This window comes from Burkholderia sp. RF4-BP95 (genome assembly GCF_001521985.1).
Lineage (GTDB): Bacteria > Pseudomonadota > Gammaproteobacteria > Burkholderiales > Burkholderiaceae > Burkholderia > Burkholderia diffusa.
In genome coordinates, this window is sequence record NZ_LOSX01000008.1 from 184406 (window position 1) to 201774 (window position 17369).

The window sequence follows — 17369 nt, forward strand, 5'->3', positions numbered from 1 at the left end:
ATTATCTTGATGAGGGCCGGCGCATCGTGGCGCCGGCCGCAGGAAATTCGTTCGCGCGAAGCGGTCGGGGAAGCCGCTTCGCGCGAGGACGCTCAGAGCGCGTGAGCCTGGTCGCCGGCGACCGGTGCGGCGCTGCCCTGCTCGTCGGCCACGTAGCGCAGTTCGCGGTTCAGCACGCGCGTCGCGCGGGCCCGGTCGATGTCGTTCTCCCACACGGCGACGACCACCGTCGCGACGCAGTTGCCGATCAGGTTGGTCAGCGCGCGGGCGATGCCCACGAACCAGTCGACCGGCAGGATCAGCACGAGGCCGAGCACCGGAATCGCGGGAATCGCCGACAGCGTCGCCGCGAGGATCACGATCGCCGACCCCGGAATCCCGTGCGCGCCCTTCGACGTGACGAGCGATACCAGCAGCACGACGATCAGGTCGTGCGTGGACAGCGGCGTGTTGGTGGCCTGCGCGATGAACAGCACGGCGAGCGTCAGGTAGATCGAGAAGCCGTCGAGGTTGAACGAATAGCCGGTCGGGATCACCAGGCCGACCGTCGAATCCTTGATGCCCATGTATTCGAGCTTGCTCATCACCTGCGGCAGCACCGCGTCCGACGACGCCGTGCCGAGCACGATCGACAGCTCCTCGCGCAGGTAGCGGATCAGCTTGAACACCGAGAAGCCCGCGATGCGCATCACGATGCCGAGCACGACCGTGACGAACACGATGCAGCTCAGGTAGAACACGGCGACGAGGTAGCCGAGCTGCTTGAGCGACGCGACGCCGTACTTGCCGGTCGTGAACGCGATCGCGCCGAGCACGCCGAGCGGCGCGAGCTTGATGATGAAGCCGATGATGCGGAAGAACACGTGCGACAGTTCCTCGATCAGGCTGTTCACGCGCTGCGCCTTGTCGCCGAGCAGCGACAGCGCGGAACCGAACAGCACCGCGAACACGAGGATCTGCAGGATGTCGCCCTTCGCGAACGCGTCGATCGCGGTCTCGGGGATGATCTTCATCAGGTAGCCGGCCGTGTCCTTCAGGCTTTCGGCGTTCTTCGCATACGACGAGAGCGAGGCCGCGTCGAGCGAGCGCAGGTCGATGTTCATCCCGACGCCCGGGCGCGTCAGCCACGCGAGAACGAGCCCGATGCCGAGCGCGATCGTCGTCATTACCTCGAAGTAGACGACCGCCTTCAGGCCGACCCGGCCGACCTTCTTCAGGTCGCCCGCATTGGCCATCCCGCTGACCACGACGCAGAACACGATCGGGCCGATGACCATCTTGATGAGCTTCAGGAAGCCGTCGCCGAGCGGTCGCAGCGATTCGGCGAAATGCGGGAAGAACGCGCCGAGCGCGACCCCGAGGATTAATGCGACGACTACCCGGCCAAACAGCGAATTGAGGAATTTCGACACGGCGCTCTCCCGATCCAACGGTTGCAGTTTCGTCTGTTCATACTGGTAAGACCAGTGATGTTATGGTGGATAGTAGGAAGCCGATATAGTCGCGTCAAGGACGAACAAAATAGGGATTTCCCGCGCATGCGGGGGCGGATCGTGGCTTTCCCGTAGGCCGGTCATGCATCGCGCGCGGGCGGATTACAATGCCGGTCAGACCGGCCATCGTTCACATCATGAAAAACGTTCCGCACACCGTGACCGACGCCGCCATCGCGACGATCCGCGACCGGATCGAGGCAGGCGTGTATCCGGTCGGCAGCCTGCTGCCGGCCCAGCGCCAGCTCTCCGAGGAGCTGGAAATCAGCCGCGCGTCGCTGCGTGAGGCGCTCTCCACGCTCGAGGCGCTCGGGATGCTGCGCATCCGCGCCGGCAAGGGCGTGTATGTCGAAAGCGCCCAGGCGACGGCCGCCCATCCGTGGCAGTTCGCCGAGCAATCGTCGCCGCCCGACACGTACCAGATGCGCTATGCGCTCGAAGGGTTCGCCGCGCGGATGGCCGCGCACGTCGTCACCGACGACGACATCGCATGGTTCGAGGACAACCTCGCCGACCTGCACGTCGCGCTGACCGAAAGCGCACTCGACGAAGCGTCGCGGCTCGACTTCGACTTCCACATGCGGATCATCCATCTCGCGGGCAACGCGGCGATCGAGTCGGTGCTGCGCAGCAGCGCGGACATCATGAAGGAAAGCCAGCGCATGCCGTTCTACCGGCGCGAGCTGCTGCTGTCGACGTGGCACGAGCACCGCGCGATCGTCGACGCGTTGATCGCCCGCGATGCGGCCGCGGCCGGCACGGCGATCGAGACGCACATCGCGAACGCCGCGCAACGCGCGGGCATCTTCTTCCCGACGCCGGGCGCCTGACGCCGCCGTCGGCCGGCGGTCCCGGCCGCCGCGGCAGCCCTTCTCCGGTCGTACCGGTCATCCCCCCGAAGGATCGCGATACGCGAGCGCACGCGCGATGAACGCGCGCGCCGCGACGCTGCGGTACGCGCCCTTGCGCGTGAGCAGCGCCGCCGTGCGCGACGGCAGCGGCGGATCGAGCGCCAGCGCGCACAGGTCGCCGCTCTCGCGCGCGACCGCGTCCGGCAGCACCGTCGCGAGCCGCCCGCGGCGCACGAGCTCCAGCACCGCGCTGACCGTGTTCGTCTCGATCGCGATCGTCGGCCGCGCGCCCTGTTCGATGAAGTACCGGTCGATGCTTTCCCGCGTCGCGAACGCGCGGCTCAGCAGCACCAGCGGCTCGCCGACGAGCTCGGCCGGGCTCAGCGCGCGCCGGCGGCGGGCAAGGCGGTGCGTGCGGCCCGTCACGAGCGCGAGCGGTTCGTCCCACAGCGGCAGCGCGTCGATGTCCGGCGCGCGCGGCGGCACGAACGCGAAACCCGCATCGAGCCGGTCGTCGGCGAGCAGCGCCTCGATGCGCTCCTGCGGCATCGCGTCGATCGTCAGCGCGACGTTCGGGAAATCCGCGTGGAACGCGTCGATCAGCGAGCCGCTCAGGTAGGCCGCGAAGGTCGGCATCATCGCGAGCCGCAGCGAACCGCTGCCGAGATCGGCGACGTCGTGCAACGCGCGCTGCCCCGCATCGAGCTCGTGCAGCGCCGCGCGCGCGTGACGCGCGTAGACCTCGCCGAATTCGGTGAGCTGCACCGCGCGGCCCGAGCGGTCGAACAGCTGCACGCCGAGCATGTCTTCGAGCTGGCGGACCTGCTGCGACAGCGTCGGCTGCGACACGTGCAGCACATCGGCCGCGCGCGTGAAGCTGCGCTGCTCGGCGACGGCCAGGAAATAGCGGATGTGGCGGAGTAGCATCGTGGGCGATGTATTGGTAACGCCAATGAATACCATAAGAATCCAGTCTTGGACGCTATGGTTCGATTTCCGCATCATACGCACATCCGCTCCCGCCCACGGCGCCTGGCCGCCGCACCGGAGCGGCCCACCCGGGCCCGCCCTCCCTTCGCCCGCCGCACGACGCGCCGCCGCCACCTCATCCGGACGCCGGCCACGCCCCGCCCGGCGCGCATCGGCGCATCGCCGAGCCGTTGAAGCCGGCCCCGACTTCCGCAACCCGCGTTGCCGACGGCCCGTGCCGCCGGCCGGCGCCGCTGTTTTTTTTCGCGACCATGGAACCGCATCACGACAACCATCCTCCCCTGACCCGCGCGATGACGCTGCTGTTCGCCTGCGCGTGCGGCATCGTCATCGGCAACATCTATTACGCGCAGCCGCTGCTCGCGGCGATCGCCCACAGCTTCGGCCGCCCGCCCGCCGAACTCGGCTATCTCGTCACGCTGACCCAGCTCGGCTATGCGGCGAGCCTGCTGCTGATCGTCCCGCTCGGCGACGCGGTCAATCGCCACACGCTGATCGTGCGGCTGCTCGCGCTCAACGTGATCGCGCTGGTCGCCGTCGCGTTCAGCACGAACTTCACGATGTTCGTCGTCGCGAACGTCGCGCTCGGCTTCGTCACGTGCTCGACGCAGCTGCTCGTGCCGTTCGCCGCCTCGCTCGCCGATGCGCGCACGCGCGGCCGCGCGGTCGGCACCGTGATGAGCGGGCTGCTGCTCGGCATCCTGCTCGCGCGCGTCGCGGCCGGCGCGATCGCCGACGGGTTCGGCTGGCGCGCGGTGTACGGAATCGCCGCGGCGATGATCCTCGCGCTGACCGGCGTGCTCGCCGCGAAGCTGCCGAAGGATCGCCGCCACGCACGGCTCGACTACGCGGCGCTGATGAAGTCGCTCGTCGCACTGGTGCGCGCGCAGCCGCTGATCGCGCTGCGCTCGACCTACGGCGCGCTCGTGTTCGCATGCTTCAGCCTGCTGTGGACCGGCCTCACGTTCCTGTTGAGCCAGCCGCCGTACAACTATTCCGAAGGGCAGATCGGCCTGTTCGGGATCGTCGGCGCGGTGGGCGCGCTCGCGGCGACGTCGGCCGGCCGCCTCGTCGATCGCGGCCACGGCAACGCGGCGACCGGCCTGTTCGCGGCGGCCGTGCTCGCCTCGTTCGCACTGATCGCGGCCGGCGCGCATTCGCTCGTCGCGCTGATCGCGGGCATCCTGCTGCTCGACGTGGGCGTGCAGGGCATGCACATCTCGAACCAGAGCGTGATCTATGCGCTCGCCGGCCACGCGCGCAGCCGCGTGACGACGATCTACCTGACGAGCTACTTCATCGGCGGCGCATTCGGGTCGTTCGCGGCGAGCGTCGCGTACGGCGTCGACGGCTGGCGTGGCGTGTGCATCGCGGGCGCGGCGCTCTCGGGCGTGCTGATCGCCCTGTGGCTCGCGTCGCAGCGCGTCGGCGCGCGGCAAGTCACGCAATAGCCCGCTTTCGCCCCGGCCAATGAAAAAGGCACGCTCCGCAAATCGCGGGCGTGCCTTTTCTGCATGCGCGCCGTCGCGCCATCAGCAGACGATCATGCCCCCTCGTGCGCGAAATCGATCAGCACCTTCATCGCACGCTGCCGGTCACCGGCCAGCTCGAACGCGCGATTCGCGTCGCGCATCGGGAACACGCCCGTCACGGCCGGGCTCAGGTCGACGCGCCGCGCATTGATCAACTGCACCGCGAGCGCGAATTCCGCATGGAAGCGGAACGAACCGCAGATCGACAGCTCCTTGGCGACCACGACGTTCTGCGGCAGGCTGACGTCGCCGCCGAGCCCGAGCTGCACGACGACGCCGCGCGGCCGCATCACGTCGAGGCCGTCGCGCAATGCGCGCGCATTGCCCGAACACTCGATCATCACGTCGAACGTCCCCTTGTCGGCGCCGTAGCGCGCGACCCAGCCGGTGTCCGTCGACGCGTTGATCGCGCGATCCGCGCCGAGCGCGCGGGCAACCTCGAGCGGCGCATCGACCACGTCGGTCGCGACGATCTCCGCCGCGCCGTGCACGCGCGCCGCCGCGACCGCCAGCACGCCGATGGGCCCGCACCCCGACACGAGCACGCGGCGGCCGATCAGCGGGCCGGCGCGCGACACCGCATGCAGCCCGACCGCGAACGGCTCGGCGAGCGCCGCGAGCGACAGCGGCACATGGTCCGCCACCTTCACGCACTGCGCGGCATCGCACACGAGCGCGTTGCGAAATGCGCCCTGCACGTGCGGCATGCGCATCGCGCTGCCGTAGAAGCGCATGTCGAGACACTGGTTCGGGAGCCCTTCCAGGCAGTAGCGGCACGCGCCGCACGGGCGGCTCGGATTCACCGCGACGCGATCGCCGACCTTCACCGACGTCACGTCCGGCGCGACCGCCGCCAACGTGCCGGCCACTTCATGGCCCAGCACCATCGGCTGCTGCAGCCGGATCGCGCCGAAGCCGCCATGCTGGAAATAATGGAGATCGGAGCCGCAAATGCCGCCCATCGCGACATCGACGCGCACCTGGCCCGGGCCGATCTCGCCCGCGTCCTGCTCTTCGAGCCGCAGGTCGTTCGGCCCGTGGATCACGAGACACATGCAACGCATACGCATGACGTTCTCCTATACCGCGCTGGTCAGGCCGCCGTCGACGAACAGCGTCTGGCCGTTCACGAAATCCGATGCGGCCGATGCGAGGAAAATCGCCGCGCCGCACAGCTCGTCGACGCGCCCCCAACGTCCGGCCGGCGTGCGCTTGCACAGCCAGTCGGAGAACGCCGCGTCGTCGACCAGCGCGCGGTTCAGCTCCGTCTCGAAATAGCCTGGCGCGAGGGCGTTCGCCTGGATGCCGTGACGCGCCCAGTCGGCACACATCCCTTTCGTCAGCATCCGCACCGCGCCCTTGGTCGCCGCATACGGCGCGATCGTCGGCCGCGCAAGCTCGCTCTGCACCGAGCAGATGTTGATGATCTTGCCGCGGCCGCGCGCGATCATGTGGCGCGCCACCGCCTGCGCGACGTTGAACACGCCGTCGAGATTCACGCGCATCAGCGCATGCCAGTCGTCCGGATCGAATGCATCGAGCGGCGCACGGCGCTGGATGCCCGCGTTGTTCACGAGGATGTCGATCGCACCGACGCGCGCCTCGACATCGTCGATCGCCGCACGCACCTGCGCGTGCTCGGCGACGTCGAACACCGCGTGATCGGCGGCGAAACCTTCGTCGCGGAAATGGTGCGCGAGCGTCGCGGCCTTCTCCTCATTGCGATCGTTGATCACGATCGCCGCACCGGCCTCCGCGAGCCCGCGGGCGAGCGTCAGCCCGATGCCGCGTCCGGAACCGGTGATCAGTGCGCGGCGGCCGTCCAGGCGGAACCGGTCAAGCGCGTTGCTCATGCGTGTCTCCTCTTGCCATCGAGCCGACCGCCGGTCGCGGCCGGTCTCGCGATGAGCGTATCTTCGGCGCTCGGCCGGGGTCGCGCCAATGGTCTTTTTTGATCCGGTTATCATGAAATCCGATCACCGTCTGCTGCCGCCCGCCCACCATGGAACTCAAGCAATTGCGCGCCTTCGTCACGCTCGCGGAAGAGCTGCATTTCGGGCGCGCCGCGCAGCGCCTGTTCATCGTGCAATCCGCGCTGAGCATGCAGATCAAGGCGCTCGAGGAAGATCTGGGCGCGCGCCTGTTCGAGCGCGACCGCCACAAGGTCGAACTCAGCGATACCGGGCGCGTGTTCCTGCCCGAGGCGCGGGCGACGCTGCAGCAGGCCGCGCGTGCGGAGCAGACGGCGCGGCTGTCGAGCCGCGGCGAGATCGGCACGCTGCGCATCGCGTTCGTGTCGTCGGTGCTGCCGGCGCTGCTGCCGGCCGTGCTGCGCACGATGCGCGAGCGCTATCCGCTGATCGCGCTCGAACTGAAGGATCTGCCGACACCCGACCAGATTGCCGCGCTGCGCGACCGGCGCATCGATTTCGGAATGATCCGGCTGCCGGCCGCGTATGCGGGCATCGACACGCGCGTGGTGCTCGAGGAGGGCTTCGTCGTCGCGCTGCCGATCGACCATCCGCTCGCCGCGCACGAGACGATCGCGCCGGCCGCGTTGCGCGGCCAGCCCGCGTTCGTGCTCGCGCGCCGCTACGCGCCCGGCTTTCACGACGACATGCTGCTCGCGCTGAGCCGCGCGGGCACGACGCTCGAGATCGCGCAGGAATTCGGCGAATTCACGACGATGCTCGCGCTCGTCGCGGCCGGGATGGGGATCGGGCTGATCCCGGCGGAAGCCGCGAGCCCGCTGCCGCCGAACGTGCTCGCGCGGCCGCTCGACCTGGCCGGGCACCGGACCGGCATCGGCCTCGCGTGGACCGACCTCGACAGCCCGTTGAAGCGTGCGTTCGTCGACGCGCTCGAACACGTGACGGCGAACGCCGGGCAATAAAAAAGCCCGGCCGGAAAAACCGGGCCGGGCTCGTTCGCCACGCAGACCGCCTTGCGGCGGCCGCGCGACGTGCGGGATTACTTCGCGTTCGCGAATGCGATTGCCGTATCCAGCATGCGGTTCGAGAAACCCCACTCGTTGTCGTACCAGCTCGACACCTTGACGAGGCGGCCCGACACCTTGGTCAGCGTCGCGTCGAACGTCGACGAAGCCGGGTTGTGGTTGAAGTCGATCGACACCAGCGGTGCGTCGTTGTAGCCGAGGATGCCCTTCAGCGCGCCTTCCGATGCTTCCTTCATGATCGCGTTGACTTCCTCGACCGTCGTGTCGCGCTTCGCGATGAACGACAGGTCGACGATCGACACGTTGATCGTCGGGACGCGGATCGCGTAACCGTCGAGCTTGCCGTTCAGTTCCGGCAGCACGAGGCCGACGGCCGATGCAGCACCCGTCTTCGTCGGGATCTGGCTGTGGGTGGCCGAACGCGCGCGGCGCAGGTCTTCGTGATAGACGTCCGTCAGCACCTGGTCGTTCGTGTACGCGTGGATCGTCGTCATCAGGCCGGTTTCGAGGCCGATCTTGTCGTTCAGCGGCTTGACGAGCGGCGCGAGGCAGTTCGTCGTGCACGATGCGTTCGAGATGACGGTGTGCTCGGCCTTCAGCACGTCGTGGTTCACGCCGTAGACGATCGTCGCGTCGACGTCCTTGCCGCCCGGCGCCGAGATGATCACCTTCTTCGCGCCGCCCTTCAGGTGCGCGCTCGCCTTTTCCTTCGTCGTGAAGAAGCCCGTGCATTCCATCACGACGTCGACGCCCAGCTCGCCCCACGGCAGTTCCGCCGGGTTGCGGTTGGCCAGCACGCGGATCTTGTCGCCGTTCACGACGAGGTAGTCGCCGTCGACCGACACTTCGCCCGGGAACTTGCCGTGCGCGGTGTCGTACTGGGTCAGGTGCGCGTTGGTCTTCGCATCGCCCAGGTCGTTGATCGCGACGATCTCGAGATCGTGCTTCTTGCCGTTTTCATAAAACGCGCGCAGCGTATTGCGGCCGATACGGCCGTAGCCGTTGATTGCGACGCGAATCGTCATGGTCTATCTCCTGATGGCTGAAAAAATTCGTTTCGTGCAGCTTCACGGTGCGACGCGCGCGGGGGTGGCGCGCGTCGCGAATGCTTTTAGGCCAGCACGGCCTTCGCGGTCTCGACGACGTGCTCGACGGTGAAGCCGAAGTACTTGAACAGCACGCCGGCCGGGGCCGATTCGCCGAACGTGTCGATCCCGACGACGCCGCCTTCGAGGCCGACGTACTTGTGCCAGAACGCGGTCACGCCCGCTTCGATCGCGACGCGGCGCACACCGTGCGGCAGCACGCGTTCACGGTATTCGGCGTCCTGGCGGTCGAACACGTTGGTCGACGGCATCGACACGACGCGGGCCGCGATGCCCTGCTGCGCGAGCGGCTCGACGGCCTTCATCGCGAGTTCGACTTCCGAGCCCGTCGCGATCAGGATGATCTTGCGCGCGACGATCTCTTCGTCCCAGTCCTTCAGAACGTAGCCGCCCTTCTCGATGTTCGCGATCTGCGCGTCGGTGCGCGGGTTGAACGCGAGGTTCTGGCGGCTGAAGATCAGGCTCGACGGACGGTCTGCGGCAACCGCGTGGGTCCATGCGACGGCCGTCTCGACCGTGTCGGCCGGACGCCATACGTCGTGGTTCGGGATCAGGCGCAGGCTCGACACGTGCTCGATCGACTGGTGCGTCGGGCCGTCTTCGCCGAGGCCGATCGAATCGTGCGTGAACACGAAGATCGACGGGACCTTCATCAGCGACGCGACGCGCAGCGCGTTGCGGCTGTAGTCGGAGAACGTCAGGAAGGTGCCGCCGAACGGCTTGTGGCCGCCGTGCAGCGCGAGGCCGTTGATCGCGGCGCTCATGCCGAATTCGCGCACGCCGTAGTTGATGTGGTTGCCGAGCAGCACGCCCGCGCCTTCCGGGTTCGCGCGGACCGCCTTCGATGCCTTCCAGTTGGTCAGGTTCGAGCCGGTCAGGTCGGCCGAGCCGCCGAGCAGTTCCGGCAGTGCGGCAGCCAGCCCTTCGATCGCCTGCTGCGATGCCTTGCGGGTCGCGACCGTCTCGGCGCGCTCGTTCGCGCCGGCGATGATCGCCGCGGCCTTCTCGGCCCAGTCGGCCGGCAGCTTGTTGGCCATCCGGCGCTCGAATTCAGCGGCTTCTGCCGGGAACTTCGCGCGATATTGCGCGAACGATGCGTCCCACTCGGATTCGGCACGCTTGCCGGCTTCCTTCGCGTCCCATGCCGCATAGACTTCCTGCGGGATCACGAACGGTTCCCACTTCCAGCCGAGCGCTGCGCGCGTCTTCGCGATTTCTTCCGCGCCGAGCGCCGCGCCGTGCACGTCGTGGCCGCCGGCCTTGGTCGCCGCGCCCTTGCCGATCACCGTCTTGCAGCAGATCAGCGTCGGCTTGTCCGACAGCTTCGCCTTCGCGATCGCCGCGTCGACCGCGTCGACGTCATGGCCGTTCACGTTCGGAATCACGTTCCAGCCGTAGGCTTCGAAGCGCTTCGGGGTGTCGTCGTGGAACCAGTTGACGACGTCGCCGTCGATCGAGATGCCGTTGTCGTCGTACAGCGCGATCAGCTTGTTCAGCTTCAGCGTGCCCGCGAGCGAGCAGGCTTCGTGCGAGATGCCTTCCATCAGGCAGCCGTCGCCGAGGAACACGTACGTGTGGTGATCGACGATCTTCGCGCCGTCACGGTTGAACTCGTCGGCCATCAACGCCTCGCCGAGCGCCATGCCGACCGCGTTCGCCAGACCCTGGCCGAGCGGGCCGGTGGTCGTCTCGACGCCCGGCGTGATGCCGTATTCCGGGTGGCCCGGCGTCTTCGAGTGCAGCTGGCGGAAGTTCTTCAGCTCTTCCATCGGCAGGTCGTAGCCGGTCAGGTGCAGCAGCGAGTACAGCAGCATCGAGCCATGGCCGTTCGACAGCACGAAGCGGTCGCGGTCTGCCCAGTGCGGGTTCGTCGGGTTGTGCTTCAGGTGGCGCGACCAGAGCGCAACGCCGATTTCGGCCATGCCCATCGGCATGCCGGGGTGGCCGGAGTTCGCTTGCTGGACGGCGTCCATCGCGAGCGCACGGATCGCGTTGGCCATCAGGGTGGTGGAGGCGGGAGACGAAGTCGTCATGTCGAGTCCGGAGAACGAGTCGAGGAAACGGGGGCACGGCGGCATCCGGAAGCTCGAGCGTCAATCGTTCCCGGCGCGCGGTGCGGCGCCTGACGGACGCGAAGCGGACGGAGCCTACGGACGGGGCTGCAAAGCTCGACATTTTAACAGATGGGCTGACATTTCCCTTGTCGGCGCGCGGTGTTCCGGCACGCTTTTCCGCGGAACCGCACGCCTCCTATAATTCAGGCGTCGGAACTGCCCGCCCCGAGCGGCCCGCCCGTGAACACGACCCTTCTCTTCCATCCCACGCCCGACGCCGCGTACGGCTTCCCGAACGCACGCCGGCTCGCGCACGTCGCGTCGCCGCACCAGCACATCGAAGTCTGGGAAACCCCGCAGCTCGGCCGACTGTTCACGCTGGACGGACGGCCGATGACGTCGGTCGGCGACGAATACGTGTACCACGAGTGCATGACGCACCCGGCCGCGCTCACGCATCCGTGCCCGCGCAAGGCGCTCGTGCTCGGCGGCGGCGACGGCGGCGCGGCGCGCCAGCTGCTCAAGCACGCGTGCATCGAGCGGATCGTCGTCGCCGAACTCGACGATGAAGTGGTCGGCATGGCGCGCCGCTATCTCGACGACGTGCACCAGGGCGCGCTCGACGACCCGCGCGTCGAGGTCGTGATCGGCGACGCCGCGCATTTCGTCACGTCGACCGTCGAGCATTTCGATCTCGTCGTGTTCGACCTCACGCCGCCCGATTCGCCGGCGGCCGGCCTCTATACGCGCGAGTTCTACGCGCGACTCAAGCGGATCCTCACGCCGTGCGGCGCGATCTCGCTGCATCTCGGCTCGCCGGTGTTCCACGCGGCGCGCATCGCCGCGCTGCTCGCCGACCTGCGCGCGAGCTTCGCGTTCGTCGATCCGTTGTCCGCGCACGTGCCGCTGTACGGATCCCAATGGCTGATGGCGATCGCGAGCGACACGCTCGATGCCGCCGCGCTGTTCGCGCACGACATCGACGAGCGTCTCTGCGCGCGCCGCGTGCAGGGCTTGCGCTACTACGATGCGCGGCTCCATGCGGCCCTCTTTGCCCTGCCGCGCGCGCTGCGCGATACACTGGGCGTTCGTCGCTGAGCGTCCCGGGCGGACGCATCGTTCTGCGGGTTGGTCGCGCGTTCTCCCGCGCCCGATCCGCGACGCCCACGCCCGGAACGATGCACGCGGCCCGCCGGCATGTCCGCGGGACCGCACCGGGCGCCCGCGCGCCAATATCCGTTGGACTGCCAAGCATGGGACCGGAGCAACCGCTCAAGCGCCAACACCGTTCGACAGGAGATTTCATGACCGATCCACGTCCGGCCAACGTGCCTTGGTTGACGCCTTACCTGGCCGTGCGCAATGCGCATGCGGCCATCGAGTTCTTCCAGGCCGCATTCGGCTTCGAGTTGCGCGACGTCCTCGACGAGGACGGCGCGATCATGCACGTCGAGATGACCTACCGCGGGCAACTGATCGTGATGTTCGCGCCCGAAGGCGCGTTCGGCTCCACCGCGCTCACGCCGAAGAGTGCGGGCGCAACCGCCCCGCAATCGTTCTATTTGTATGTCGACGACGTCGATGCGACCTGGCAGCGCGCGCTCGACGCGGGCGCCAAATCGCTGACCGCGCCGCAAGACCAGTTCTGGGGCGACCGCTTCGCGCAGATCGAGGATCTCGACGGCTACCGCTGGGCGCTCGCGCGCCGTCTGAGCGCATGAACGGAGCTGCGATACGCATGAGTGAAGCCACCACCACCGCGGCCGTGCCGCGCTTTTTCATCGAGGCGGCGCTGCGCACCGACGCGACGCTCGCGTTGCCGGCCGACGTCGCGCGTCACGCGCAAGTGCTGCGGCTGCAGCCCGGCGACGCGCTGGCGCTGTTTGACGGCAGCGGCGGCCAGTACCGCGCGCGGCTCGTCGAGATCGACAAGCGCAGCGCGCTCGCGCAGATCGAGGCGTTCGACCCGGCCGAGGCCGAGCCGCCGTATCGCGTGACGCTCGCGCAAGGCATCGCCGGCGGCGACAAGATGGATTGGGTGATCGAGAAGGCCGTCGAGCTCGGCGTCGCGGCGGTCGTGCCGCTGTCGACCGCGCGCGGCGTCGTGAAACTGTCCGGCGAGCGCGCGGACAAGCGCGTCGCGCACTGGCGCGGCGTCGTGCGCGCGTCGTGCGAACAATGCGGGCGCAACCGCGTGCCCGACGTCGCGCCGGTACGCGGCTTCGGCGCCTGGCTCGATGGGCTGCCGGCCGCGCCGGCCGACGGCGAGCTGCGGCTGCTGCTGTCGCCGCGCGCGAGCATCCCGTTCGCGTCGCTGCCCGACGCGCCGCCCGCGGCGGCCGTCACGCTGCTGATCGGCCCTGAAGGCGGGCTGTCGCCGGACGAGGAAAACGCGGCACGCGCACGCGGGTTCACCGCGTTGTCGCTCGGCCCGCGCGTGCTGCGCACCGAGACGGCCGGCGCGGCTGTGCTCGCGGCGCTGGCCGCGCGCTGGGGCGGCTGGTGACGAACCCGACGCGTCGCGACACGCGGCGCGCCGGCTCTCGGGGTCGCGACGCGAATGCGTCGCGCGGACGCAAAAAAGCCCGCGCGAGGCGGGCCTTTTGCCGGATCGGCCGCGTTCGGGCGGCCGACGGGTTCGCGCTTTACGCGAACGAATAGAACACGCGGAACGCGACCTTGCGCTCGGCCCAGAATTCGGCGGCTTCGCGGAACACGTCGAGCAGCGTTTCGCGCCCTTCCTTGTCGAATTTCTGCGCGATCGGCAGCCCTTCGAGGACGATCACGAAACCGGGCTGCGCGCCGGCCTTCGCGACCAGGTCGGTCAGGCAGTCGTACAGCGCATCGTAGTTCTTCCCGAAATGTTTCGGAAACAGGAACGACGTCGCGATCGTCTCCATCACTTCCTGCTTCGACTGCGCGGCGCCGCAATGCGCGTACAGGAAATGCTGGCCGAGCCGGTTGGCTTCGTCGGCGAGATCCTGCACGCGGAACGCGCGGATCGACTGCACGAGATTGGGTCGCACGGTCGTGAAAAGGCTCATAGGCTCCTCGTTCGATGAAAGCCCGGGCTCGGCTTCCTGTTGCTCCGGCGAGCCGCCGGCCTGTGCCGCCGCGTGGAGTTGCATCACGCGCTGAAACAGATTGCCGTCGCCGGCCGCGAACAGTTCCGCCGCCGCCGTATCGTGCGCGTAGATGGAGTCGCTCATTCCGTTCATCCCGAAGTCATTCAACAATACGTTTAAAACTGTTGTAGTGGTCGTCTGTGTAATAACAGTTGTCGATCCGGCGCAATGGCCCGCCGCAGACGATCCGGCGCGCGCCGCGATTGCGTGCGCGCGGCGTCGGCACCGTGTACTCGTGGTAGTAGCCGCGCTTCGCCTTCGGCAGGATCCGCTCGCGGTTGCCGAAAACGACGCCGTCTTTCTCGTACGGATAGGGGCCACCGGCGCCGATCAGGCCAAGCGTGGTCACGGCCTCGCGTGGCAGACGGGCGGTCGGGATCGTATCGACCCCGCCGACGGCCAAGTCGGCCGACGCGGCCTGCCGTGCGTAAGCGGCGGAAACCAGACTGCCCGTCGGTGTACCGACGATACCCATCGCGAACATCGCGAAGACGGACGCGAGCGCGCCGTTGCGGAGCCACTTGCGTGCCATGAACCAGGGTTCCCGCTGTTAAATCAAGTAGTTGACGACCAACCAAAGGCGTTAGCGTAGCGCTATTGTCCGCGCGAATCAATGTTCGTTTGGGAATCGAAAGGCTGGCCCCGCCCGGAATCGCGCATTTTTTACCGAAATAAGGCTACATTTATCTTACATGAGATAGAATATTGACGGCATCTCTCGTATGGCAAGACTTTGCCTCCTTGCCACGCTCGCTACCTGGAGTGGAGAGATGTTGCTGCTGCTTATGGGAAGCGCGTTTGCGCCCTGCCCGACGGCGTGCCCATTGCGGGCACGCCTCTTTTTGCTTTTGTTTACAATTTCGCCCGACGCGCGGCACCGGTTCGACCGTTGCCGCGCGATTCTTTCCGGCTCAGCGGGCGGCGTTCACGTCGGCGACCAGCAGCGCCGCCATGTTGACGATGCGGCGAACGGTCGCCGATTCGGTCAGCACGTGCACCGGCTGGGCCGCGCCGAGCAGGATCGGCCCGATCGCGATGTTGTTGCCGGCGGCCGTCTTCAGCAGGTTGTACGCGATGTTCGCGGCGTCGATGTTCGGCAGGATCAGCAGGTTCGCGTCGCCTTCCAGCGTCGATTCCGGCAGGATTTCCTTGCGCAGCGCGGCGTCGAGCGCGACGTCGCCGTGCATTTCGCCGTCGACCTTCAACTCCGGCGCACGTTCCTGCAGGATCGCGAGCGTATCGCGCATCTTCTGCGCCGAAGGCGCGTTGCTCGTGCCGAAATTCGAGTGCGACAGCAGCGCGACCTTCGGCTCGATACCGAACCGGCGCACTTCTTCCGCGGCCATGATCGTGATCTCGGCAAGTTGCTCCGGGGTCGGATCGACGTTCACATGCGTGTCGACCAGGAAGATCTGGCGGCCCGGCAGCACGAGGCCGTTCATCGCCGCATACACGCTGCAGCCCGGGCGCTTGCCGATCACCTGGTCGATGAAGTGCAGGTGGCGGTGCGTGGTGCTGATCGTGCCGCAGATCATCCCGTCCGCTTCGCCCTTCTTCACCAGCATCGAGCCGATCAGCGTCGTGCGACGGCGCATTTCCACACGGGCCAGCTGCTCGCTGATGCCCTTGCGCGCCATCATCTTGTAGTACGTTTGCCAGAAATCGCGGTAGCGCTCGTCGTGCTCGGTGTTGACGACCGTGAAGTCGGTGCCCGCCGTGAGGCGCAGGCCGTAGCGCTGGATACGGTGCTCGATCACCGACGGACGGCCGATCAGGATCGGCTTGGCGAGCTTCTCGTCGACGATGATCTGAACGGCGCGCAGCACGCGCTCTTCCTCGCCCTCCGCGAACACGACGCGCTTCTTCTCCGCCGGCGCGCTGCGCGCGAGCTGGAAGATCGGCTTCATCGTCGTGCCGCTGTGGTACACGAACTGCTGGAGGTGAACGCGGTACGCCTCCATGTCCTCGATCGGGCGCGTCGCGACGCCGCCGTCCATCGCGGCCTGTGCGACGGCCGGCGCGATCTTGACGATCAGGCGCGGATCGAACGGCTTCGGAATCAGGTATTCGGGCCCGAACGACAGGTCCTGGATCCCGTATGCGGTCGCGACGATGTCGCTCTGCTCGTGCTGCGCCAGCTCGGCGATCGCGTTGACGGCCGCGATCTCCATTTCACGCGTGATCGTCGTCGCGCCGACGTCGAGCGCGCCGCGGAAGATGAACGGGAAGCACAGGACGTTGTTGACCTGGTTCGGGTAGTCGGTGCGGCCGGTTGCGAGAATCGCGTCGGGGCGCACTTCGAGCGCCGCTTCCGGCAGGATTTCCGGCGTCGGGTTCGCGAGCGCGAGGATCAGCGGGCGCTCGGCCATGCCCTTCACCATCTCCGGCTTCAGCACGCCGGCGGCCGACAGGCCGAGGAAGATGTCCGCGCCGTCGATCACCTCGGCCAGCGTGCGGGCTTCGGTTTCGCGGGCGAAACGCTCCTTGTCCGGATCCATCAGCTCGGTGCGGCCCTTGTAGACCACGCCGGCCAGGTCGGTCACCGTGATGTTCTCGAGCGGCAGGCCGATGTCGACCAGCAGGTCCAGGCACGCGAGCGCGGCCGCCCCCGCGCCGGACGCGACGAGCTTCACCTTCTTGATGTCCTTGCCGACGACCTTCAGGCCGTTCGTGACGGCCGCGGCCACGACGATCGCGGTGCCGTGCTGGTCGTCGTGGAACACCGGAATCTTCATCCGCTTGCGCGCTTCGCGTTCGACGATGAAGCAGTCCGGCGCCTTGATGTCTTCCAGGTTGATCCCGCCGAAGGTCGGCTCCAGTGCGGCGATCACGTCGACCAGCTTGTGCGGGTCCGACTCGTTCAGCTCGATGTCGAACACGTCGATGCCGGCAAACTTCTTGAACAGTACGGCCTTGCCTTCCATCACCGGCTTCGACGCGAGCGGGCCGATGTTGCCGAGCCCGAGCACCGCCGTGCCGTTCGTGACGACGCCGACCAGGTTGCTGCGCGCCGTGAAGCGCGCGGCGTTCAGCGGGTTCTCGACGATCTCCTCGCACGCGTACGCGACGCCCGGCGAATACGCGAGCGCGAGGTCGCGCTGGTTGATCATCTGCTTGGTCGGGGCGATCGCGATTTTCCCCGGGGTCGGGAATTCGTGATAGTCGAGAGCGGCTTCGCGGAGCTTGGCTTTGGAGGAGGCTTGGGTCGACATGTGTCTCTTGACGTGCGGATTAGAATAACTGTTCGACGGCATTGTAGCGC

15 protein-coding genes are annotated in these 17369 nt (G+C 67.7%); 6 read left to right on the forward strand and 9 right to left on the reverse strand.

The window, feature by feature from the left end; genetic code table 11:
• Nucleotides 1-92 precede the first annotated feature (92 nt).
• Nucleotides 93-1412 (reverse strand): C4-dicarboxylate transporter DctA, encoded by a 1320-nt coding sequence (locus tag WS46_RS01335; protein WP_059535511.1) that lies wholly within the window; start codon nt 1410-1412, stop codon nt 93-95.
• Between the two features lie 188 nt (nt 1413-1600).
• On the opposite strand from WS46_RS01335, the gene WS46_RS01340 reads away from it, so the two are divergent.
• Complete coding sequence (locus WS46_RS01340) at nt 1601-2323, forward strand: FadR/GntR family transcriptional regulator (RefSeq protein ID WP_175911119.1); 723 nt, start codon at nt 1601-1603, stop codon at nt 2321-2323.
• 57 nt (nt 2324-2380) lie between these two features.
• Here WS46_RS01340 and cynR read toward each other — a convergent pair whose 3' ends face one another.
• Complete coding sequence (cynR, locus tag WS46_RS01345) at nt 2381-3271, reverse strand: transcriptional regulator CynR (RefSeq protein WP_059689081.1); 891 nt, start codon at nt 3269-3271, stop codon at nt 2381-2383.
• 314 nt (nt 3272-3585) lie between these two features.
• On the opposite strand from cynR, the gene WS46_RS01350 reads away from it, so the two are divergent.
• A complete protein-coding gene (locus WS46_RS01350) occupies nt 3586-4785 on the forward strand; it encodes an MFS transporter (RefSeq protein ID WP_059689082.1) in 1200 nt (399 codons plus the stop codon).
• Between the two features lie 92 nt (nt 4786-4877).
• Here WS46_RS01350 and WS46_RS01355 read toward each other — a convergent pair whose 3' ends face one another.
• Nucleotides 4878-5936: an L-idonate 5-dehydrogenase gene (locus WS46_RS01355; protein ID WP_059689083.1), complete on the reverse strand. Its 1059-nt coding sequence runs from the start codon at nt 5934-5936 to the stop codon at nt 4878-4880.
• Between the two features lie 9 nt (nt 5937-5945).
• The gene (locus WS46_RS01360; RefSeq protein ID WP_059689084.1) at nt 5946-6719 is read right to left on the reverse strand and encodes an SDR family NAD(P)-dependent oxidoreductase; all 774 of its coding nucleotides are present in this window, start codon (nt 6717-6719) and stop codon (nt 5946-5948) included.
• Nucleotides 6720-6868: 149 nt separating this feature from the next.
• Here WS46_RS01360 and WS46_RS01365 point away from each other — a divergent pair, with 149 nt between their 5' ends.
• Complete coding sequence (locus WS46_RS01365) at nt 6869-7759, forward strand: LysR family transcriptional regulator (protein ID WP_059689085.1); 891 nt, start codon at nt 6869-6871, stop codon at nt 7757-7759.
• A gap of 77 nt (nt 7760-7836) precedes the next feature.
• On the opposite strand, the gene gap is transcribed toward WS46_RS01365, so the two are convergent.
• Both gap and tkt read right to left on the reverse strand, forming a co-directional pair.
• Nucleotides 7837-8847 (reverse strand): type I glyceraldehyde-3-phosphate dehydrogenase, encoded by a 1011-nt coding sequence (gene gap, locus WS46_RS01370; RefSeq protein ID WP_006476940.1) that lies wholly within the window; start codon nt 8845-8847, stop codon nt 7837-7839.
• 86 nt (nt 8848-8933) lie between these two features.
• Nucleotides 8934-11006 (reverse strand): transketolase, encoded by a 2073-nt coding sequence (gene tkt, locus WS46_RS01375; protein WP_059689086.1) that lies wholly within the window; start codon nt 11004-11006, stop codon nt 8934-8936.
• A 216-nt stretch (nt 11007-11222) separates the two neighbouring features.
• Here tkt and speE point away from each other — a divergent pair, with 216 nt between their 5' ends.
• From speE to WS46_RS01390, 3 genes are all read left to right on the forward strand, one after another.
• Nucleotides 11223-12080: a polyamine aminopropyltransferase gene (gene speE / locus WS46_RS01380; RefSeq protein WP_059689087.1), complete on the forward strand. Its 858-nt coding sequence runs from the start codon at nt 11223-11225 to the stop codon at nt 12078-12080.
• Nucleotides 12081-12286: 206 nt separating this feature from the next.
• Nucleotides 12287-12703 (forward strand): glyoxalase/bleomycin resistance/extradiol dioxygenase family protein, encoded by a 417-nt coding sequence (locus WS46_RS01385; protein ID WP_059535265.1) that lies wholly within the window; start codon nt 12287-12289, stop codon nt 12701-12703.
• A 17-nt stretch (nt 12704-12720) separates the two neighbouring features.
• Nucleotides 12721-13488: a 16S rRNA (uracil(1498)-N(3))-methyltransferase gene (locus WS46_RS01390; protein ID WP_059689088.1), complete on the forward strand. Its 768-nt coding sequence runs from the start codon at nt 12721-12723 to the stop codon at nt 13486-13488.
• Between the two features lie 139 nt (nt 13489-13627).
• Here WS46_RS01390 and WS46_RS01395 read toward each other — a convergent pair whose 3' ends face one another.
• From WS46_RS01395 to WS46_RS01405, 3 genes are all read right to left on the reverse strand, one after another.
• Nucleotides 13628-14191 (reverse strand): barstar family protein, encoded by a 564-nt coding sequence (locus WS46_RS01395; RefSeq protein ID WP_059535504.1) that lies wholly within the window; start codon nt 14189-14191, stop codon nt 13628-13630.
• 16 nt (nt 14192-14207) lie between these two features.
• Nucleotides 14208-14639 carry a ribonuclease gene (locus WS46_RS01400; protein ID WP_014898117.1) on the reverse strand — a complete coding sequence of 144 codons (432 nt, stop codon included), beginning with the start codon at nt 14637-14639 and terminating at the stop codon, nt 14208-14210.
• Nucleotides 14640-15018: 379 nt separating this feature from the next.
• A complete protein-coding gene (locus WS46_RS01405) occupies nt 15019-17361 on the reverse strand; it encodes an NADP-dependent malic enzyme (protein ID WP_290371022.1) in 2343 nt (780 codons plus the stop codon).
• Nucleotides 17362-17369: the final 8 nt, after the last annotated feature.

Bases quoted from the DNA above. Each gene is read 5' to 3' on its own strand.
- tkt (WP_059689086.1), bottom strand. From the start codon at position 11,006: ATGCCGCCGTGCCCCCGTTTCCTCGACTCGTTCTCCGGACTCGACATG.
- WS46_RS01395 (WP_059535504.1), bottom strand. From the start codon at position 14,191: ATGAGCGACTCCATCTACGCGCACGATACGGCGGCGGCGGAACTGTTC.
- cynR (WP_059689081.1), bottom strand. From the start codon at position 3,271: ATGCTACTCCGCCACATCCGCTATTTCCTGGCCGTCGCCGAGCAGCGC.
- WS46_RS01360 (WP_059689084.1), bottom strand. From the start codon at position 6,719: ATGAGCAACGCGCTTGACCGGTTCCGCCTGGACGGCCGCCGCGCACTG.
- WS46_RS01350 (WP_059689082.1), top strand. From the start codon at position 3,586: ATGGAACCGCATCACGACAACCATCCTCCCCTGACCCGCGCGATGACG.
- WS46_RS01385 (WP_059535265.1), top strand. From the start codon at position 12,287: ATGACCGATCCACGTCCGGCCAACGTGCCTTGGTTGACGCCTTACCTG.
- WS46_RS01390 (WP_059689088.1), top strand. From the start codon at position 12,721: ATGAGTGAAGCCACCACCACCGCGGCCGTGCCGCGCTTTTTCATCGAG.
- WS46_RS01365 (WP_059689085.1), top strand. From the start codon at position 6,869: ATGGAACTCAAGCAATTGCGCGCCTTCGTCACGCTCGCGGAAGAGCTG.
- WS46_RS01340 (WP_175911119.1), top strand. From the start codon at position 1,601: ATGCCGGTCAGACCGGCCATCGTTCACATCATGAAAAACGTTCCGCAC.
- gap (WP_006476940.1), bottom strand. From the start codon at position 8,847: ATGACGATTCGCGTCGCAATCAACGGCTACGGCCGTATCGGCCGCAAT.
- WS46_RS01405 (WP_290371022.1), bottom strand. From the start codon at position 17,361: ATGCCGTCGAACAGTTATTCTAATCCGCACGTCAAGAGACACATGTCG.
- WS46_RS01355 (WP_059689083.1), bottom strand. From the start codon at position 5,936: ATGCGTATGCGTTGCATGTGTCTCGTGATCCACGGGCCGAACGACCTG.
- WS46_RS01400 (WP_014898117.1), bottom strand. From the start codon at position 14,639: ATGGCACGCAAGTGGCTCCGCAACGGCGCGCTCGCGTCCGTCTTCGCG.